Source organism: Sphingobacterium lactis, assembly GCF_011046555.1.
Classification (GTDB): Bacteria; Bacteroidota; Bacteroidia; order Sphingobacteriales; family Sphingobacteriaceae; genus Sphingobacterium; species Sphingobacterium lactis.
The window spans coordinates 1,028,423-1,048,272 of record NZ_CP049246.1 but is presented as its reverse complement, the minus strand read 5'-3'; the positions used below and the strand labels follow the sequence as shown (position 1 = coordinate 1,048,272).

At 46.7% G+C, this 19,850-nt stretch carries 13 protein-coding genes; 4 read left to right on the top strand and 9 right to left on the bottom strand.

Translation table 11 applies throughout. The features are described from left to right. Positions 1-72 precede the first annotated feature (72 nt). Positions 73-3,408 (top strand): transcription-repair coupling factor, encoded by a 3,336-nt coding sequence (mfd, locus tag G6N79_RS04605; RefSeq protein WP_103905533.1) that lies wholly within the window; start codon positions 73-75, stop codon positions 3,406-3,408. Positions 3,409-4,910: 1,502 nt separating this feature from the next. Here mfd and G6N79_RS04600 read toward each other — a convergent pair. Beyond that, the gene (locus tag G6N79_RS04600) at positions 4,911-7,409 is read right to left on the bottom strand and encodes a M14 metallopeptidase family protein (protein ID WP_103905534.1); all 2,499 of its coding nucleotides are present in this window, start codon (positions 7,407-7,409) and stop codon (positions 4,911-4,913) included. A 105-nt stretch (positions 7,410-7,514) separates the two neighbouring features. Here G6N79_RS04600 and G6N79_RS04595 point away from each other — a divergent pair, with 105 nt between their 5' ends. Next, positions 7,515-8,705 (top strand): trans-sulfuration enzyme family protein, encoded by a 1,191-nt coding sequence (locus G6N79_RS04595; protein ID WP_103905535.1) that lies wholly within the window; start codon positions 7,515-7,517, stop codon positions 8,703-8,705. Positions 8,706-8,808: 103 nt separating this feature from the next. Here G6N79_RS04595 and G6N79_RS04590 read toward each other — a convergent pair whose 3' ends face one another. From G6N79_RS04590 to G6N79_RS04570, 5 genes are all read right to left on the bottom strand, one after another. After that, positions 8,809-10,467, bottom strand: a complete 1,659-nt coding sequence (locus G6N79_RS04590; RefSeq protein ID WP_103905536.1) for a sodium/sugar symporter — start codon at positions 10,465-10,467, stop codon at positions 8,809-8,811. A gap of 3 nt (positions 10,468-10,470) precedes the next feature. Next, positions 10,471-11,637 carry an aldose epimerase family protein gene (locus G6N79_RS04585; protein ID WP_103905537.1) on the bottom strand — a complete coding sequence of 389 codons (1,167 nt, stop codon included), beginning with the start codon at positions 11,635-11,637 and terminating at the stop codon, positions 10,471-10,473. Positions 11,638-11,647: 10 nt separating this feature from the next. After that, the gene (locus tag G6N79_RS04580; RefSeq protein ID WP_103905538.1) at positions 11,648-12,811 is read right to left on the bottom strand and encodes a galactokinase; all 1,164 of its coding nucleotides are present in this window, start codon (positions 12,809-12,811) and stop codon (positions 11,648-11,650) included. Further along, a complete protein-coding gene (locus tag G6N79_RS04575; protein ID WP_103905539.1) occupies positions 12,801-13,856 on the bottom strand; it encodes a UDP-glucose--hexose-1-phosphate uridylyltransferase in 1,056 nt (351 codons plus the stop codon). The genes G6N79_RS04580 and G6N79_RS04575 overlap by 11 nt, the downstream gene beginning before the upstream one ends. Before the next feature lie 78 nt (positions 13,857-13,934). Further along, on the bottom strand, positions 13,935-15,098 hold the full coding sequence (locus G6N79_RS04570) for a sialidase family protein (protein ID WP_103905540.1): 1,164 nt from the start codon (positions 15,096-15,098) through the stop codon (positions 13,935-13,937). Between the two features lie 212 nt (positions 15,099-15,310). On the opposite strand from G6N79_RS04570, the gene G6N79_RS04565 reads away from it, so the two are divergent. After that, positions 15,311-15,964, top strand: coding sequence for a DUF2490 domain-containing protein (locus G6N79_RS04565; protein ID WP_164527201.1), 654 nt, complete (start codon positions 15,311-15,313; stop codon positions 15,962-15,964). Positions 15,965-16,068: 104 nt separating this feature from the next. On the opposite strand, the gene G6N79_RS04560 is transcribed toward G6N79_RS04565, so the two are convergent. The 3 genes from G6N79_RS04560 to G6N79_RS04550 form a co-directional block, all read right to left on the bottom strand. Beyond that, positions 16,069-17,325: a metallophosphoesterase gene (locus G6N79_RS04560; protein WP_103905542.1), complete on the bottom strand. Its 1,257-nt coding sequence runs from the start codon at positions 17,323-17,325 to the stop codon at positions 16,069-16,071. A gap of 3 nt (positions 17,326-17,328) precedes the next feature. Beyond that, complete coding sequence (gene hemH / locus G6N79_RS04555) at positions 17,329-18,363, bottom strand: ferrochelatase (RefSeq protein WP_103905543.1); 1,035 nt, start codon at positions 18,361-18,363, stop codon at positions 17,329-17,331. Between the two features lie 94 nt (positions 18,364-18,457). Continuing rightward, positions 18,458-19,306: a 4-hydroxy-3-methylbut-2-enyl diphosphate reductase gene (locus tag G6N79_RS04550; RefSeq protein WP_103905544.1), complete on the bottom strand. Its 849-nt coding sequence runs from the start codon at positions 19,304-19,306 to the stop codon at positions 18,458-18,460. Positions 19,307-19,430: 124 nt separating this feature from the next. Between G6N79_RS04550 and G6N79_RS04545 the strand changes: the two genes are divergently transcribed. Beyond that, the gene (locus G6N79_RS04545; RefSeq protein WP_103905545.1) at positions 19,431-19,850 is read left to right on the top strand and encodes a nucleoside-diphosphate kinase; all 420 of its coding nucleotides are present in this window, start codon (positions 19,431-19,433) and stop codon (positions 19,848-19,850) included.

Here is a 19,850-nt window from a genome sequence, read left to right as displayed (position 1 = left end):
GCAGGGAATTTCCATCGGGAATTAAAAAACGAATAGCTTCAAAATTTCTTAAATTTGCAAAAATCATTTCGCGTGAATATCCAAGAACTATTAGAAAAATACAGCCTTTCCGAACACGTAAAACAATTAGCGGCGAGCCTCCAATCAGGAAAGCCAAAAATCCAACTGAAAGGACTGGTAGGTTCATCGGATGCGATGATTGCTGCCGCATGCTACTTGCGGGAGAAAAAACTGAATGTGTTTATTCTGCCGACCCATGAGGATGCATCCTTCTTCCTCAGTGACCTGGAGAGTCTTTTTGATAACCAAGTCCTCTTCTTCCCGGCATCCTACCGCAAAGCTTTTGAATTTACCCTATTGGACAGTGCGCACGTCCTACAACGTGCCGAAACCCTCAGCTCGCTGAGCCGACAGTCGGATTTACCGCGGGTGGTCGTCACTTATCCCGAAGCCATCTCCGAAAAGGTGATCAACAAACAGGATCTTGAAAAAAATACGCTCGAGATCCGTGTCAACACAAAACTGAGCATTGACTTCATCAATGAATTTTTATACGAGTACGATTTTGAACGTGTCGATTTTGTCTATGAACCCGGTCAATTTGCCATCCGTGGCGGAATCGTCGACATTTTCTCTTTTTCCAATGACCTGCCTTATCGGGTAGAATTCTTTGGTGATGAAATCGAAAGCATCCGAACATTTGATATTGAAACCCAATTATCGGTAGCAAAGATCAACTCGGTGACCATTGTGCCCAATGTCCAGGCTAAATTCCTATCCAATAATCACATCTCCTTATTGGAATACATCGATGATGATTCGGTGATCTGGATCAAGGATGTTCAGTTCACATTCGATATTATTAAAGAAGGGTATAAAAAGGCTTCCCAGTTCTGGAAAGCCCTGACCGAAAAGGACATACAGGCAAATCCAGATTGGGTGGATCCCAGATTCACCTTTACCGACGATAAGAATTTCAACGCCATGCTGTTCGAATTTCCGATCGTCGAATTCGGCAAGCAGTTTTTCTACAATGCAGATGAGGTACTGAGCTTTGATACCCACCCGCAACCATCGTTCAATAAGGATTTCAACCTATTGATCCATAACCTGAAGGAAAATGAGAAGCATGGAATTCATAATTACATCTTTTCAGACTCCACCAAGCAGGTCGAGCGGATCTATGCGATCCTGGACGACCTGGATAAAACTGTAACCTTTACCCCAATCTACAAAGCATTGCGGGAAGGGTTTAGGGATGACAGCCTGAAAATGGCCTGTTATACCGATCACCAGATCTTCGACAGATACTACAAGTACAAACGCCGGAAAGGTTATGAACGTTCGCAGGCCATTACCCTGAAGGAACTCGGTGAACTGAAACCTGGCGATTACATCACGCACATTGACCACGGTGTGGGTAAATATGCCGGACTGGAAAAGGTGGATGTGAACGGCAAAAGCCAGGAGATGATCCGTTTGGTCTATGCCGACAACGACCTGCTCTATGTCAACATCAACTCCCTGAACCGGATTTCAAAATATTCGGGTAAGGAAGGTACGGTTCCGAAAATGAACAAACTGGGAACCGATGCCTGGGAAAAACTGAAGAAAACGACCAAAAAGAAGGTCAAGGATATTGCCCGAGACCTCATACAGTTATACGCGAAGCGGAAAGCCCAGACAGGGAACGCATTCAGTCCGGACACCTACCTGCAACGAGAATTGGAGGCTTCCTTTATCTATGAGGATACCCCCGATCAGGAGAAAGCGACCGCCGATGTGAAAAGGGATATGGAATCTCCACACCCAATGGACCGACTGGTCTGCGGAGATGTGGGATTTGGAAAGACCGAAGTGGCCATCCGTGCAGCATTCAAAGCTGTTGCGGATAGTAAACAGGTTGCCGTGCTGGTCCCGACCACCATCCTTGCCCTACAGCATTACCGTACGTTCTCCGAACGCCTGAAAGGCTTGCCCGTAAACATTGACTACATCAACCGCTTCAAATCCAGCAAACAGATCAAAGACTCCCTGAAGCGCCTTGAAGAAGGAAAAATAGATATCATCATCGGGACGCATCGATTGGTCAGCAAGGACGTTAAGTTCAAGGACCTCGGCTTGATGATCATCGATGAGGAGCAGAAATTCGGCGTCTCCGTGAAGGAGAAGTTGAAGGTAATGCGTGCCAATGTGGATTCACTGACCCTAACGGCAACGCCGATTCCACGGACGCTGCACTTCTCGCTCATGGGTGCTCGCGACTTGAGCATTATCTCGACACCGCCACCCAACCGGCAGCCCGTACAGACGGAGCTGCATGTCTTCAATGAAACCTTGATCAAAGAGGCCGTTGCCTTTGAGATCGACCGCGGCGGACAGGTATTCTTTATCCATAACCGCGTTGCAGATCTTCCGCAGTTGGGGATGCTGATCCGCAAGCTCGTTCCGGGTGCCCGTGTTGGCATTGCCCATGGACAGCTGGAGGGAGATGACCTCGAGGACGTTATGCTGAAGTTCATCAACCACGATTACGATGTGCTGATAGCGACCACGATTATCGAGGCAGGCCTGGATATTCCAAATGCCAATACCATCATCATCAATCAGGCGCATATGTTCGGTCTGAGTGACCTTCACCAAATGCGGGGACGCGTGGGGCGATCGAACAAAAAGGCTTTCTGTTATCTGCTCAGTCCACCACTTTCCACCTTGACCAGTGAAGCGTACAAACGGTTATCGGCCATCGAGGAATTTTCGGAATTGGGCTCAGGCTTCAATGTCGCCATGCGTGACCTGGATATCCGCGGATCAGGAAACCTATTGGGTGCCGAACAATCTGGATTTATTGCTGAAATCGGCTTCGAGATGTACAACAAGATCCTGGATGAGGCCGTTCAGGAGCTGAAAGATGATGAATTCGGCGAACTCTTCGCCGATGAGCAGAACCGCAAATATGTTTCGTTCACCCAGATCGATACCGACCTGGAGGTAATGATTCCCGATGAATATGTGACCAATGTATCCGAGCGGTACAACCTCTATACCGACATCTCCAAGCTTAAGGATGAAGGACAGCTGCAGGATTTTGAAAAAGAACTGATCGACCGTTTCGGCCCTATTCCGCACCAAGTATACGAGCTATTCAATACCCTTCGCTTGCAATGGCTCGGTAAGGAAATCGGTTTGGAGAAGATATCCTACAAAAAGGATACGCTGAAAGGTTTCTTTGTGAACAATCCGAAATCCAGCTATTACCAATCCGAGCAGTTTGGCAAGGTGCTGGCGTTTGTGCAGCAATATGGCAGCATCTCTAACCTCAAAGAAGTGAAAGGGCAATTGCGCATAGCGATCAATAATGTCAATAGTATTGCCTACGCGATTGAGCTCTTGAAACAGATGCAGTGACAAAGATTTGAGATATGAGATGTGAGATGTGCGATATTAAGGGTTGTAAAGCTGTATAGCTCAGGGTTTGATACCGGATTTATACAGGAAGACAAAATAACCCATGACAAATCGGAGGTAATCAATCCATCGTAATTTTTCTTCGGGAGGTAGATTTTCATTTTTCATAATCGAATAATTAGTGTGTTTCAAAATTAGCGGGTCTATGGATAGGTGGCAATCCCTATAATAAGGTATATTGCTTGGAGATGTGAGATATGAGATATGAGATTTGCGATATGAGAATTAGATTTGAGATGTGAGATATGAGATGTGCGATATTAAGGCGGCTAGGTGTTCAATCTATAGGATTATCTCTAAAGGCTATAGGGTAATAACCTTTTGGTTCTATCCAAGGCACAAGAGACCCTCCGCACTAACCAACCGCACAACTCTTGCGCCAGCGTTGTTTACGGCTTTAAAAGGGGCGTCAATTCGCACGCTGGCGCAAAGTCTTTTGATGTGGCCAGCGCGGTGGCGGACTTGTGCCTAAAACATGCTGTAGGCACAAAAGATACAGCCTGCGAATCCTTTAAACACATTGCGGCAGCAAATGTTACGAATAATTGTCCTAGCACACATACCAACCCCGGAGGGGTGTAACTATTTTAGCTCTTGAACAGGGGTGCGAAATAACCCCAGAGGGGTGTAACTATTTTAGAAACACCGCTACAAAGCATCAGACTAATTTTTTTTATGGAATTTATAGTTACACCCCGCTGGGGTTGCATCCGATTTTAGGGTATATCCTAAAATAGTTACACCGCTAACGAGGTTGTCCAAAGGCATAAGAGACGCTTCGCACAAGGCCTTCCACACAACCCTTACGCCAGCATAAATCCAATTTCTTCTCGTTTGCGGTAATCACCTAACCAAGGTGGCCGAAATAAACATTTAACACCGACTTTTGCTTTATCCTAGTAAAAACACTTAACACGCTAACTATGAATATATTAACTAAAAATCCTATGCTACTGACACTTAAATTTTGGCTGGACCTTGTCTGAGGTGCGTCCGAGGTGAGAGCGTACTGAGAGCGTGGTGAGAACGTGTCTATGACACGTTCTCACCACGCTTAAACTTCGGTCGCAGCACGGATGCATGTCGGACAAGGTCCAGCAACTTTAAACGCAGGTTTTGACCAAGGAGCGTATTTTGTGTTTCGAAAGAGGAGACGTAAACTCAATTAGAATTTCATACCACGAGAGCGTGGTGACATCATCAAATCGAGAAAAAATAGGGGTATTGCCTGATAATATTGCAATCTGGGGATGTATTGTCCGTTTTGGCTGACTTTAAATCTAATGTACTAAAAATCCTTGCGCTAGCGGTAGAGATAAGCGTTTAATGTATCGTGAGCCCTGCGTACGGCTCACGATATGGCAATCATAGAAAATACAAGGAGAAAGATAACTACTCCATATGCTACCATTGGATGATAATCCATGGTTCCTACCTGCCTTTTACTCTACTGCAAAGAAAACAGCATTGGCCATGACCAACTTACCGCTCTCCCAGAAGTTCCGGAAAAGCACATTGTCCGCAAGGTAGACCACTGTTCCCTGACCGAGCTTCTGTGTTCCGAAGACCATTCCGTTTTTCAGTTTTTTACCCAATTGATGGCCAACAAATCCACTCATCTTTGCATTTTCCTGGATATAGCCGACATTCCAACCAGCGTTGTTTTCCATATATTGGTAAAGATTGGCATCCTGCTTCAGGGTAAAGTAATCCTTGATGCCGAACATCAAGGGATGGCTGTTGTCAATGGTCACTTTGTAGATGGCTCCGGCGGTATAATTTTCAAGTGCGCCCCGCTCCCGATCACCATACTTTTTCAATGGGTTGGATTTGCTCTTGGTTGCACTATCCTGCTTTGCGACCTTCATCGCTGACCATTCCTGTGCCGCCAGTTGCGAGACCACACCTTCCAGTGCGATTACCTTGCCGCCCTTTCGGATCCAGCTGGCAAATTCGGCAGATTGTGCTTTGTCCTTCAGGAATGCATAATTCCCATTCGGCATAATGAAGACATCGACCTCATCCCACTTCACACGGGAAAAATCCGTCGGGTTAACCAAAACAATGGGATATTGCAATTGCTGATCGAAATAATGCCATACCTCGCCTACGTTGGTGGCACGCAATCCTTCGCCTGCCATCATCAACACCTTAGGCGCTTTGAGGGTCTTGACGTCTGAACTGCCAAGGTCCTTCCCGCCCTCCATGATGCCCGATTGGATGGCATAGACCCTTACCTGCAATCGATCCGCTTCCGCTTTTACTAGTTTATCGACTTCCTTCTGCTTATTCCCATTCTTCATGATCAGCAGCGAACCTTTCGGAAACTCCTCGGCACCAATCTTAAAGGACTGGTCCGATGCTTTAACCGTAACCTGTTGTTTCAAGAGTGCACCCAGCAATTGGGCAGAAGAGAAGCCATCCCATTTAATGGCATACCCGAAGTTCGAGCCTACCGTATTTTGTATGGAATCCAAACTATACGGACGCAGATCCGCTAATTTGGACTTGCTGGCTAGGGTCGGCAAACCATACACATAAGGCAGGGACCAAGCCGTGATATCATAGGTTACCGAATCTGTTAATTTCGCTTCCGGCTCAAAAAGCACACGGATTAGCGCACCTTTGGATTGATTCCCCGGGATGACGAGGTCTTTTTCCTGCAGGGTATGGTTTCCATCCTTCTTGCTGAAGTAATCAAAACCACGCACCGAACCTGAAGCTGCATAATATTTAATTTTATTTTTATCCAACAGGGTTAACAGCGCACGTAAGGTCTTTTCCCTTGAAGCATCATATTTTACGATGTATGTCTGGAAAGATGACAATTTCCCCGAAGCGGCATCATCGCCAAATTTCTTAAATTCAGCAACCACCTTTGGCGCATGCTGCGATACGATTTCAATGACATTCAGTCCCGAAGCATGATGTTGTATGGCCCGATCCACCAATGTAAGGGTGTCCTTATCGTCCGTATATACGCCAAGTCCGGCAGATCCGTTTCCAGCTTTCTCGAAGGTCATACCGATTGCCCCGGAATAAATGGGATAGGTATCGCCATAGGATGGGTAAAAGAGATCGAACCGCTCCTTGGTGAAGTATAACCAGCCCTTGCTATCAAAGTATTTCGCGTTGTGCTTTCCGATGGTCGTCTGGAATTCCCGCTGCCAAGGGGTAATGACCTCATGGAGTGGCTCTGCTGCCGGCGGAAAATAATAGGGCGAGTTGATCCCCTGTTCGTGAAAGTCGACATGGATATGCGGCAGCCATTTGTTGTAGATTGAGGCCCGCAGGACACTTTCCTGCTGGGTCTGCCAAGCCCAATCCCGATTCATATCGAAATAATAATGGTTATACCGACCGGCAGGCCACGGTTCACGATGCTCCCTGGCATACAGTTGCGGATTATAGTTCTTGCCGACAACCCCATTGTACCAGTTGTTATACCGTTCTGTACCATCGGGGTTTAAGCAGGGATCCAGAATAACCAAGGTGTTCTCCAACCAGGCTTTGCTCTTGCTGTTCTGTGGGTCGACCAACGCATAGAGCGTCAGCATCGACGCTTCAATGGAAGAGGTCTCATTCCCGTGAATATTATTGCTAATCCAAACGATGGCCGGTCCATTGCTGTCTCCATCACCTTCCAGGGCATGCGCCAATTTCAGGTTGTTCGTACGGATTTGGTCCAGGTTCGCAATATGCTTGGCCGACGAGATGTAATAGACCCGTAGCGGCCTTCCCTCGTAGGATTCTCCATATGATTCCATCTTCACCTGGCCAGGCACTTGTTTTAGGATATGGTCATAATAGGCCAGCACCTTCCAATGCGGAGTCACTTTGGTTCCAACGGGATAACCCAAGAATTCGGCAGGTGATTTTACCTGCCCATACGAGAAACCGAACAGCATACAAGCCAAGATGGCCAGCAAATTTTTCAACATAAAAAAGGTTATTTAGGACTAATAAATCAATAAAATTCTGCTGAAATTAACGATTTACAACTAAAATATTTAAATTTCTATTCTTTATTTTTAAAATCAACCATCATGTCACACCTAGAAACCGACTTAATCCACTTGGGACGCGAATTCAATGAAAGTAAAGCTGTTGTTACGCCGATTTATCAGACCTCGACCTATTTAGCGGATGCGGATCTGAGTGCTTACATCGTTGCGGCAACGGAAGCGAAGCACCCCCACTTTTACCAACGCCATGGCAACCCCACCAATTCTCAGGCAGCAGCGATCCTCGCTGGCCTTGAAAAAACGGAAGATGCCCTTGTGCTTGCCACAGGCATGGCCGCGATCAGCTCAGCTATTTTGGCCGTCGTAAAAGCGGGAAACCATATCGTTACGCAACAGTCGCTGTATTCGGGGACCATGCTCTTCTTCAAGGAATTCCTGGCGGATTATGAGGTGTCGGTTACTTTTGTAGATCAAAAGGACAACGAAGCCTTTGCCAATGCCATCCAGGACAACACCAAATTGATATACGTGGAGACACCGTCCAACCCAAACCTGGACATCACAGATTTGGCGTTTATAGGAGCATTGGGCAAAAAACACGGAATAACGACCATGGTCGACAATACCTTTGCCTCTCCGATCAACCAAACGCCTCGCGATTTCGGCATCGATATCGTGCTGCATTCGGCTACCAAATACCTGGGTGGGCACAGTGACCTAACTGCTGGCGCGGTTTGTGGCAGCAAGGACTACATCAAGAGCGTTTGGAGACGTGCTTTGGTACTTGGTGGTGCATTGAGTCCGTTCGACTCGTGGCTGCTACTACGGGGCATGAAAACACTTGCCATGCGGGTAAAACAGATCAACAGCAATGCGTTGCAGCTGGCCAATTTCTTTTCTACCCACCCTGCCGTTAAGTATACCGGATACGTAGGCCTTTCCAGCCATCCGCAATTTGAATTGGCAAACCGCCAGATGCGCGGAGGAACAGGCATGCTCTGCATAGAAGTCATTGGCGATAGTGAAGAACAGGCCTATAAAAATGCACAGCAAGTTCTCAGCAAATTGCAGGTATTTGCCAATGCCGCAAGCTTGGGTGGCGTTGAATCCTTGGTCGTTCATCCGGCGAGCATGTGGGGCTCCCACCATGATAAAACCCAAAAATCAAGCGCTGGCATTACCATGGGCATGTTGCGCATATCTGTCGGCATTGAGCACATCGAGGACCTGGTTGCTGATTTCGAACAAGCCTTAACAGGCTTATCCCGATAAGGACAGCTGATAAATGAACACCGCAGCGTAATACAACGCTGAAAGAAAAAAGCCAGCTGAATCTAATTTCAGCTGGCTTTTTCTATTATCATACCGGATTGCTTTACCAAAATAACGTATAAAGTGCGGCGGTAATGCCCAATACGAGTAAGGCACCGATTGCAAAACCGGTATGGGGTTTGAACATCTTTGTATCCACTTCCAATCCGCGTGGCACCACCCCTTTACTGTTTTCATACAGGGAAATGATGACCATCCCCACGACACAGAAAATAAAGGTAAACCCAATTCGGTCAATGAATGGAATTTCATAGACACCGTTTACCGGAATGGCAAACCCTGTAGACGCCAAGAAGGATAAATCCATGTAGCCCGGCAAGAATTTCAGGAAGATAGACATCAGGAACCCACCCACGGTGGCAAACAATGCCGCATTGGAGGTCGTTTTTTTCCAGAAGAAACCCAATAGGAACATGGCAAAAATACCCGGCGATACGAAACCTGTATATTCTTGGATGTACTGGAAACCACCTTTTTTATCAATGCCTAAGTGCGGCGCAATGATAATCGCCAGGATCATGGATACGACAATCGTAATCTTGCCCACATTCACCAAATTCTTTTCGGTTGCATTTTTATTGAATATTTTCTGATAGATATCGAGGGAGAAGATGGTTGCTACAGAATTGGCTTTTCCTGCTAGGGAGGCCACCACGGCAGCTGTTAAGGCCGCAAAGGAAAGTCCTTTCAAACCTGTTGGCAACAGATTTAACAGCACAGGATAGGCGCGATCTGGATTCAGTTCACCGCCAGCGATCATTTCCTGTTGGAACAAGCCATCATTGTACAGCACATAGGCAGCAATTCCCGGCAATACGACGATCAAAGGCATCAAAAGCTTCAGCACGGCAGCAAACAGGAGACCATTTCTGGCTGTTGGCAAATCAGCGCCCAAGGCGCGCTGCGTGATGTACTGGTTACAGCCCCAATAATTCAGGTTGATGATCCACATACCCCCGATCAGTACAGATAGCCCCGGAAGGTCGATGTAATTGGGGTTATCCGGTTTCAGGATCATATGGAAATGATCGCTTGCTTTCTCATGGACAATTCCGAATCCGTCCAAAACGCCGGCACCGCCAAAATGGTCAGACACCATATTCAGGGCCAGATAGGTCGTTGCCAGACCGCCCAATATCAAGAAGAATACCTGGATAACATCGGTATAGCCGATTACCTTCATTCCTCCAAGGGTAATCACGATGGCAAACACCGCCAATCCGATCATACAAAGCTGGAAATCAAGTCCCGAGATACTAGAAACGGCCAATGCCCCAAGAAACAGGATGGAAGTCAGGTTAACGACAATGTACAACAGCAACCAGAATACGGCCATGATCATCGATACGGTACTGTTATACCGCATATTCAGGTACTGCGGCATGGTAAAGATCTTATTCTTGAGGTAAACCGGTAGGAAGAACACAGCGACCACGATAAGGGTCACTGCGGCCATCCATTCGTAGGTGGCAATCGCCAAGCCGATCTTAAAGCCGGATCCGCTCATCCCGATAAACTGCTCCGCAGAAATGTTGGAAGCGATCAGTGAGGCACCAATGGCCCACCAGGTCAAGGATCCCTCGGCTAGGAAATAATCCTTAGAATCGCTCGTCGCGGATTTCTTCTTGTAATAAATATATAGACCATAGCCTGCTACAATAAGGAAGTAGAACAGGAAAACGATATAATCTTTGGTTCCCATTGGTTATTGATTAGTCGTGAATTTATAGATAGATTTACTGGTATAGGTTTCGCCCGGATTTAGTGTTGTTGTCGGGAAATTCGGCTGATTCGGAGAATCCGGAAAATGTTGCGGCTCTAGACAGAATCCTGTGCGGAAGCTATCTTTTACCCCTTTTTTCAGCGTCACGCGATCGGCCATGAAATTACCGCTATAGAACTGAATGCCAGGTTCCTCGGTCAGGATTTCCATTTTAATGCCGGTCTTATCACCGATCACCGTAGCGGCATGATTTAATCCATCCACTTTTGTGCCATCCAGCACAAAGTTATGATCGTATCCCTTCCCATATTTCAACTGCATATCATCCGCCTGGATATCGGCACCGATCGTTTTGCTCGTCCTGAAATCGAAGGGCGTTCCTTCCACATCCTGCAATGCACCGGTCGGGATCAGCGTGCTGTCCACCGGCGTAATCTTGTCGGCATACAATTTCAGTGTATGATCCAAAATGGAGCCGCTGCCCTCGCCATTGAGGTTGAAATACGCATGATTTGTTAAGTTCACGACCGTTTTCTTGTCTGTTGTCGCTTTATAAGAAATGGTCAGTTCGTTGTTGTCGGATAAGCTATAGGTCACCTCCATATGGATGGGCCCCGGGAATCCTTCCTTCCCATCGGGCAGGGTGTACGCAAATGTAGCCACCTTACCATTCGCCTCCTTAATGTCCCAATTGGCAAAATGGACGCCTTCCATGCCGCCATGGAGCGTATTCTTTCCGTTATTTGTCGGCAATTGGTACTCTTCATCATCCAATTTGAATTTGCCGTTGGCTATGCGGTTGCCGAATGGGCCGACGATGGTTCCATAATAAGGTTCTTCCGGGTTGTGGTATAAGGATGCTTTATCAAATCCGAGCACCACGTCGACCAAAGTGCCGTGTTGATCGGGCACCAAAAGACCGACCAATCGAGCCCCAAAATTGCTGAGATAGGCGGTCGCCCCGGTAGCATTCTTTAGGGTTATCAACTTAACCGCAGCACCATTTATATTCTCGGAAAAATCCGCTGAATCCAAGGTAACCTGAATGGTATCCACGGTTGCAGCCTGTTTCTGTTCTTTATTTTGCTGACATGCTTGGAATCCAAAAAGGACAAAACACGCCATTATAAGTATAATAGGTTTTCTCATAAGGTTATAATTATCTCGAATATACTAAATTCGATCCATGATCTGTATGCACAAAAATAGGGGTCAATTGCAGGTTGAATTGCGCTTGGTACTCGGGAGCAAGTAGCTCTGCCAACTCTTTGGCGAATCCTTTTTTGACAATATTGATGGTACAGCCGCCAAAACCGCCCCCCATCATGCGCGCACCCAAGACCTCCGGAAATGCTTTGGCTTGGTCAACCAGGAAGTCCAGTTCCGGACAGCTAACTTCATACTCCTGACTCAACCCTTGATGGGCACGAAACATTTGCGCCCCAAGTGCTTCAATATCCCCAGCTTCCAGAGCGGCACAAGCCGTGGCCAATCGTTCATTCTCTTCGACAACAAATTTTGCTTTTGTGTAAGCATCTGTGTCAACCGCCTTCACCATCTCTTCCAACATGCCATGGCTCACATCACGGAGACTGTTCACTTGGGGATACATCTGCTGGACGAGTGCAACAGCGGTTTCACAAGAGGCACGTCGGTCATTGTAAGCAGAAGAAGCCAATGCATGTTTTACATTGGTGTTCAGGAGCACAATTTCATAATCTCCCAATGCCAAAGGCACGTAAGTGTAGTTTAAATCGCGGCAATCCAGCCGGATAACATGGCCTTCCTTGCTCAAAATGGATGCAAACTGATCCATAATACCACATTTCACACCAGCATAGGTATGTTCGGCGAGCTGCCCCATCTTGGCTATCTCCACCCGATCCAAACCGAGTTTGAACAGCGCATTCAGACCAAATCCTGTTGCACATTCCACCGCCGCGGAAGAAGATAGACCGGCTCCGACAGGAATATCCCCATCGATATAAAGGTCAAAGCCTGAAATTTCCAACTTGCGATCCACAATTTGCTGCACCACGCCTAAAATATAATTCGGCCACCCCAAGGTTGTGGGGGCGATGAGATCAAGAGGGACCTCAAACAATTGTTCGAAATCTGCCGCATACAACCTCAGCTTTTGGTCGTCCCGCTTCCGGATGGCCACATATATCGCTTTGTCGATAGCCGTAGGCAACACAAAGCCTTCGTTATAGTCGGTATGTTCTCCGATAATATTGATTCGTCCCGGAGACTTACAAATCAGTTCTGCCTCTTCCTGGAACACTTCCTTGAATCGCTTTAATAGCGCCTCGTTACTGATCATGCTGTTGTTTATAATGGGTTGTAGATTGATTTCGTATGATTTCAGCGGCTTTTTCCGCGGTGATATCCCGCTGTGGGTTGGCAAGCATTTCATAACCTACCATAAACTTCTTGACGGTAGCTGACCGCAACAAAGGCGGATAGAAATGCATGTGCCAATGCCAGTGTTCCTGTGGCCCTGAATTGACCGGTGCCTGGTGCATACCGGCGGAATACGGAAATGACGTGGAGAATATATTATCGTACCGGATACAGAGTTCCTGAAGGCAGGCTGCCAGGGCGGCTTCCTCTTCTTCGGTAAATTGACTGATATCCTGTATATGGCGCTTACTGACGATCATCGTTTCAAACGGCCAGGCCGCCCAAAAAGGGACCAAAACCACGAAATGAGGGTTATCGATCAGTATGCGTTCCTGTTTCTTAAGTTCTACCTGCAGATAGGCCGATAGCAGCGAACGACGATGTTTTTCGAAATATTCCCGTTGCCTGTTGTCTTCTTTTTTCAACTCCTCAGGCAGTGCATTGACCGCCCAGATCTGCCCATGGGGATGTGGATTGCTGCATCCCATGATCGCACCCTTATTTTCAAAGATTTGGATATAGTTGATCCATTCCGTTTTGGATAGCTCGACAAATTCACGCTTCCAAACACCCACGACCTTTGTAATTTCCGCCACGCTCATTTCCGCTAAGGTAAGGTCGTGCCTTGGTGTAAAAGCGATGACTTTACAGATTCCCCGTGCGGTCTCGGCTACGAGCAGCTGTTCTTCATCCATAACAGCCTCTTCCGTATCCGACAAAAGGGCGGAAAAATCATTGACGAACACAAAACTATCCGTGTATTGGGGATTCTGGCTTCCATCTGCCCGCGTATTGTCGGGACAGAGGTAACATGCGGGATCATAAGCAGGACGCGTTTCATTGCTTAGTTTTTCCACCTGACCCTGCCATGGGCGCTTGCTCCGATGTGGCGACACCAGAATGCGCTCCCCTGTTAAGAGGTTCAGCCGCAGATGCGGAAGATCTTCGATCATAGTTTTGGACATAGGTTGTTAGTTATGTAATCCTAAGATACAAATTCCAACCGTAAACCATATTTCTGGGTGTACTTTTTACACAAGAATTTAAGGCTGTGGCTTCAGATCTAGGGAGACGAAGACGATTTCTTTGTAATTATCTCGCTCATACATGATCCCCATCAGGTTTTTCTTGAGCAGAACGATGTCCGAGTAGGCGGCATAATCCCCTTTATAGCCCTGCGGACTCTTCGCAATGACCTTATTGAAATACCATGTTTTGCCCTTATCTCGGGATAGACGAAGGGTTAAGTTGTCGCGGCTTGTCTGGCTTGCGGCATTTATGTGCGCCAGGATAAAAGAACCCCCTTCCTTCCAGGACAGAACCGCTGCTTGATTGATAGGGTCTGGCAGATTGGGGTCCGCCACAGCGGATACCCACTGCTGACCGCCATCCTTGGAACGGGAAATAATTCGTTGCTTAGGTGTCAATTGCTGGTTGCGCGAGCTCATATAGACTTCCTGCTCACCAACCTGGGCCGCCAAAGATTCGTTGGTCCCTGGAAAAGGCACGTTTTCACTCAGCTTGAAGGATTTGCCATGGTCATCCGAATAATAAGCATGTGCATTCCAATCCTTTCCCTGCTTATCCGGGTCACCAGCGCTATGGTTCGCCGCAATATAGATTCGACCTGCATAAGGCCCTGAGACAAATTGAAAGGCATGCCCTGGCGTATTGGCATAGGTGCGCCAATCTTCCTTAAAGTTATAAGCAGGGTTTACCTCCGGTTGCAACGGCCGGTGCCCCTGTAAGGTAATATTTACTGGTTCAGACCAAGACTTTGCCCCATCGGTGGAGGTGATGTACCACAATTCTCGTAGGCCATTGCCTTTACGCACCTCTCCCTCATGATTATTTCCCGTATTGTAGAACAGAAATATCCGACCATTTGGATAATTCGGGTCCATCAGATCAACGACCGGTGCCGCATTTCCTGCTTGTAAGCGATCATAGTCTGCAGCAACCTGTAATTTCCCCCAATGCTTACCATTATCCGAACTGACCTTGTAGACAATATCCACATTGCCGTAGTCGCCAGCGTGATCCACCCGGCCCTCCGCGAATGCAATAAGATCCCCATTGGCATTTTTGATGATCGCGGGGATGCGGTAGCTGGCATAACCATCTTCTCCGGAACGAAAGACAACAGTTTCCTGCCCATGGACAGCAACAAAAAAGAATACGGCAATCAGCGTGAATAGGTTTTTCATAAGATTATTTTGCTTGACAGCGATTAGGTTGATTAGCAAAACTAACAATCTTTGTCAAAGTATAGAATGAAAAGCGCGGTTTATCGGCAATTAATGTCATGGAAGCGTTTTTTAACGAGATTATATTTGAATTGTTACTCTCCCATACAGCTCCCTCTTGCTTCGTTTTTTATTTTTAGCGCATGCACAAACTATTTATATCGCTTTTTCTTATGCTGCTTTTCAGTACCATCTCTTATGGCCAACAGACCAAGGGATGGCTCATTTATTTTGGCCAGACCCAAATTAAGGATTCCCCCTTCAGCATTCACCATGAAGTCCAGCTTCGAGATCATCAAATGATCGGGGATTTCCATCAAGGGATAGTACGGGTAGGTGGCCAATATCGATTCAATCCGCATCTGCAAGGAACACTAGGCTATGGATTTATCCATACCGAACAAGCGGGCTCACCGAACTTACCTATACAGGAGCACCGCATATACCAGGAATTGATGGTCAGCACGCCGATAAGGTCCACTAGCTTGCGACACCGCATCCGTTTGGAGGAACGCTTCATCGAAAATGCGGATTTCAATGGTCGCTTTCGGTATTGCCTCTTTGCCGATATCCCAATAACGGAAAAAAAATTCAAGCAAGGAGGAATGTATCTGGCCTTCTATGATGAGGTCTTCCTGAATGCTGTCAAACCAGCTGAAGTTGATGTTTTTGACCGGAACAGGCTCTACGGCGGTTTTGGTGTTAAGGCCAAGGACAACTTGGGCATTCAACTGGGCTACATGCTTCAGCATATCGGTCCGGCAAAACCGGGACACCATATCCTCCTTTCCTTTCACCATAGCATCTTTACTGGCGGGCAACGATAAGTTTCCCTCTCGTTTTGGAACTATCTCGCAAAGGATAGGGTGGAATTTTAGCACACAAAAAAAGCGGCCATGGAGCCGCTTGAATGTCTTTATTGTTGAACAGCTTAAGCTGTAACGAGTTCGAAAACCGTAATTTCTGGCGCTATTCCGACCCTACCTGGGTAACCCAAGAAGCCAAAACCGACATTTACATAAAGCTGGGATTGCTTTTCCGTATACAATCCAGCCCATTCTTTGTAGATAAACTTTGCGGGGCTCCACTGAAAATTCTCACCACGAACACCAAATTGCATACCGTGTGTATGGCCTGCAAACATGGCATCTACATCAGTATCCAGCACCTGTGCGCGCCAATGCGATGGATCGTGGGAAAGCAAGAGTTTCACGGCTTTATCTTCCGTGCCCATCAAGGCCTTTTTAAGGTCTCCTTTTTTCGGAAAGCGCCCGGTTCCCCAGTTCTGCACTCCCACAATGGAGATTTCCTCGTTGCCCACTTTTAATGTCCTGTTTTCGTCCATTAACAAATCCCACCCCATAACCTTATGGGTATCAATAACATCCTGCAAGTTTTTGCGCTTCGCTGGTGAATCGCCGGGGCCGTAATAATAATCTCCATAATCGTGATTACCGAGCGTGGAGAACACACCCAGATCCGCATGAAGCTTACTGAAGATATCTTGGTAATCGCGCATTTCAGAGGCCACATTATTTACCAGGTCACCGGTAAAGAAAATGGCATCGGGTTTCTCGCCGAGAAGCATCTCGACACCACCCATAACAGCTTTTTTATTGTAGAACGAACCGGAATGCACATCGGAAATCTGTGCGATCTTCATGCCATGGAAGGCTTTGGGAAGGTTGGGCAACACCAATTTCTGTCTTCGAATGCGGTAATCGTAAGCCGTCGAGATCACGCCCCAAGCTAAGGGTATCATCGGTAAAGCGGCAACCACAATGCCGGATTTCAATAGAAAATCCGAACGAGTGATTCCTTTTTTAGGTACTTCAGGCAAAGGCTTCTCCAATTCCTCCACGCTTTCTTCCAGGTCTTTCCCTTTCTTATTGGAGAACAAGCGTGAAAGCCAGATGCCACCCCTTCGGGCGTCATCGACAATCAGAACGATAGCGTAAATAAATTTAGAAACTGCGGTTAGGAAAAATGCCACCAAGATAATCGAACGGATCATCAAGGGGATGCTGTACTGGAACGATATGAACAGACCGATTAACAGCGATAGGGAGTATCCCCACCAGAGCACGGTGAACCATGTTGTCCGAATGAACTTGATATTCGTTGCACGGAGGGCAAAGAATATATAAAAGTCCAATATAAAGAGCAGTACTGCGTTTAATTTTAACATCTTCTAATTTCCATTTTCCAAAACCATCCGCTTCAATGCTTCAATCCATTTTGGATTGGCATTCAAGCTTTCCACCATATGCACTTCCTCACCGCCCATTTCCTTGAACTCGTTGGCATATTCCACCTGAATCTCGTCCAATGTTTCGATACAATCGGCCACAAATGCCGGACTGAACACCAAGAGCTTTTTCTTGCCCGCTTTAGCCAAGTTGTGCAGGGTGTCCGAGGTATACGGTTGAATCCATGGCGTCTTGCCCAATCGCGATTGGAAGCAAACCGTGAACTTATCTTCCGGTAGATTCAGCTTCGTCGCGATGGCGCGCGTAGTGGCATAACACTGTGATAAATAACAATATGGATTTGTTTCTGTTTTGCACGAATCGCATCCAAAGTCAGGGCACTTCAATTGTTTACTGGGATCCACTTTCCCCAATTGGCGCACGGGAAGACCGTGGTAACTGAACAGGAAGTGATCGTAATCCTCCAGGTTATGCTGTTGTGCATGCTCCGCAAAAACATCCACCATCAGTGGGTTATCACAATAACTACTAACGAATCTTAGCTTCGGAAAGTATTGCCAAGAACGTATTAATTCCATGACACGGTCGATCACCGAACCTGTTGTGGCAGAGGCATATTGCGGGAATAAAGGGATAACCACCAGAGATTCCAGAAACATGCCCTCCAATTTCTTGAGAGCACCCGGAATGGATGGTTCCTGATAGCGCATGGCAAGCTCAACATGATACTCATCACCCAATTCTGCCTGTAGCATTTGCTGCTGCAATTCGCTGTAGTACATCAGGGGGGATCCCGTCTGTTCGTCCCAGATTGTTGAGTAAGTCGCGGCTGATTTGGAGGCTCTCCGAGGGACAATGATACCCTTCACCAATAAAGTCCGGGAAACATAAGGGATATCCATCACGCGCGGATCCATTAAAAATTCAGTTAAGTACTTCCGAACCTCGCCCGTGGTCGGTGAATTAGGGGTGCCCAATTGCACTAACAACACGCCCTTTGTTGCTTTCTTGCTCATACTACACGCAAAAATAGGTAATATATACAGCATTGTCGGTCAAATCATAGGGTTTCGACCTGCTGCGTAGATGAATTTTATAATTAGATGACGATTAAAACGCTTCCAGTGTATCTTTCACTTTTTTCATCAACCACATTGGGGTCGATGTTGCGCCACAGATACCCACGGTCTCTCCTTCCGCAAAGATCGTTTCATCAAGTTCTGCCGGATCGGAGATAAAGAATGTATTCGGATTAACCTGTTTGCAGACATCGAACAGAACCTTGCCATTGGAAGATTTCTTGCCAGAAACAAAGACGATCTTATCGTATTGTTGCGCAAAAGTCCCCAAGTCTTCATACCGGTTGGACACCTGCCGACAGATCGTATCATTTGCTTTCACTTCATAGCCACGGCGGATCAACTCGTCTTTAATGGCATAAAAACGGTCAACGCTTTTGGTCGTCTGGCTGTAAAGGGTAAATTTCGCCGGCAAATCGACTTGATCGAGTTCATCGATATCCTGAAAAACCAAGGCTTCGTTCTGCGTCTGTCCCTGAAGGCCGATTACTTCTGCATGCCCGTGTTTTCCGAAGATCAAGATCTTTTCCTGATCATCATAGGAAGTTTTGATGCGGTTCTGCAATTTCAGAACCACAGGACAAGATGCATCGATGAGGGTGATGTTATTTTCGAGTGCCGTTTTGTAGGTTTCAGGTGCTTCGCCATGGGCACGGATGAGTACCTTTTCATTCTGAAGCCCTTCCAGATCAGCGTGTGCAATGATCCGGAGGCCTTTTGCTTTCAAGCGGGCCACTTCTTCATCATTGTGCACGATATCCCCTAAACAGTACAAATAACCTTCCTCTTCCAGGATTTCCTCCGCCATATCGATGGCATACACAACCCCAAAACAGAATCCTGAGTCCTTATCGATCGTAACTTGCAAGTTTTTAGACATAATACAAAGTTAGTGATTAGATTTGAGATGTGATAATGCGTTTTTTGAGCCAGTTGGAATAATCTACATCTCCTTTCTTTCATTCCAATTCTAATCACTAACTTTGCAAAAATTTTAGAGTAAGATGGCTACAAACAGAACATTTACAATGATTAAGCCAGATGCTGTGGCAAATGGTCACACTGGTGCAATCTTGAATGACATTATCGCTGGCGGATTCAAAATCGTTGCGATGAAATACATTCAATTGAGCGAAACAAACGCAGGAAACTTCTATGCTGTACACAAAGAACGCCCTTTCTACGGAGAGTTGGTGAACTTCATGACTTCAGGCCCTATCGTTGCTGCAATCTTGGAAAAAGAAAACGCAGTTGAGGCTTTCCGTACATTGATCGGTGCTACTGACCCTGCAAAAGCAGACGAAGGTACAATCCGTAACAAATACGCGAAATCTATCGAAGCAAACGCAATCCACGGATCTGACTCCGATGAGAATGCTGAAATCGAAGGAAACTTCTTCTTCTCTCAATTCGAGAGATTCTAG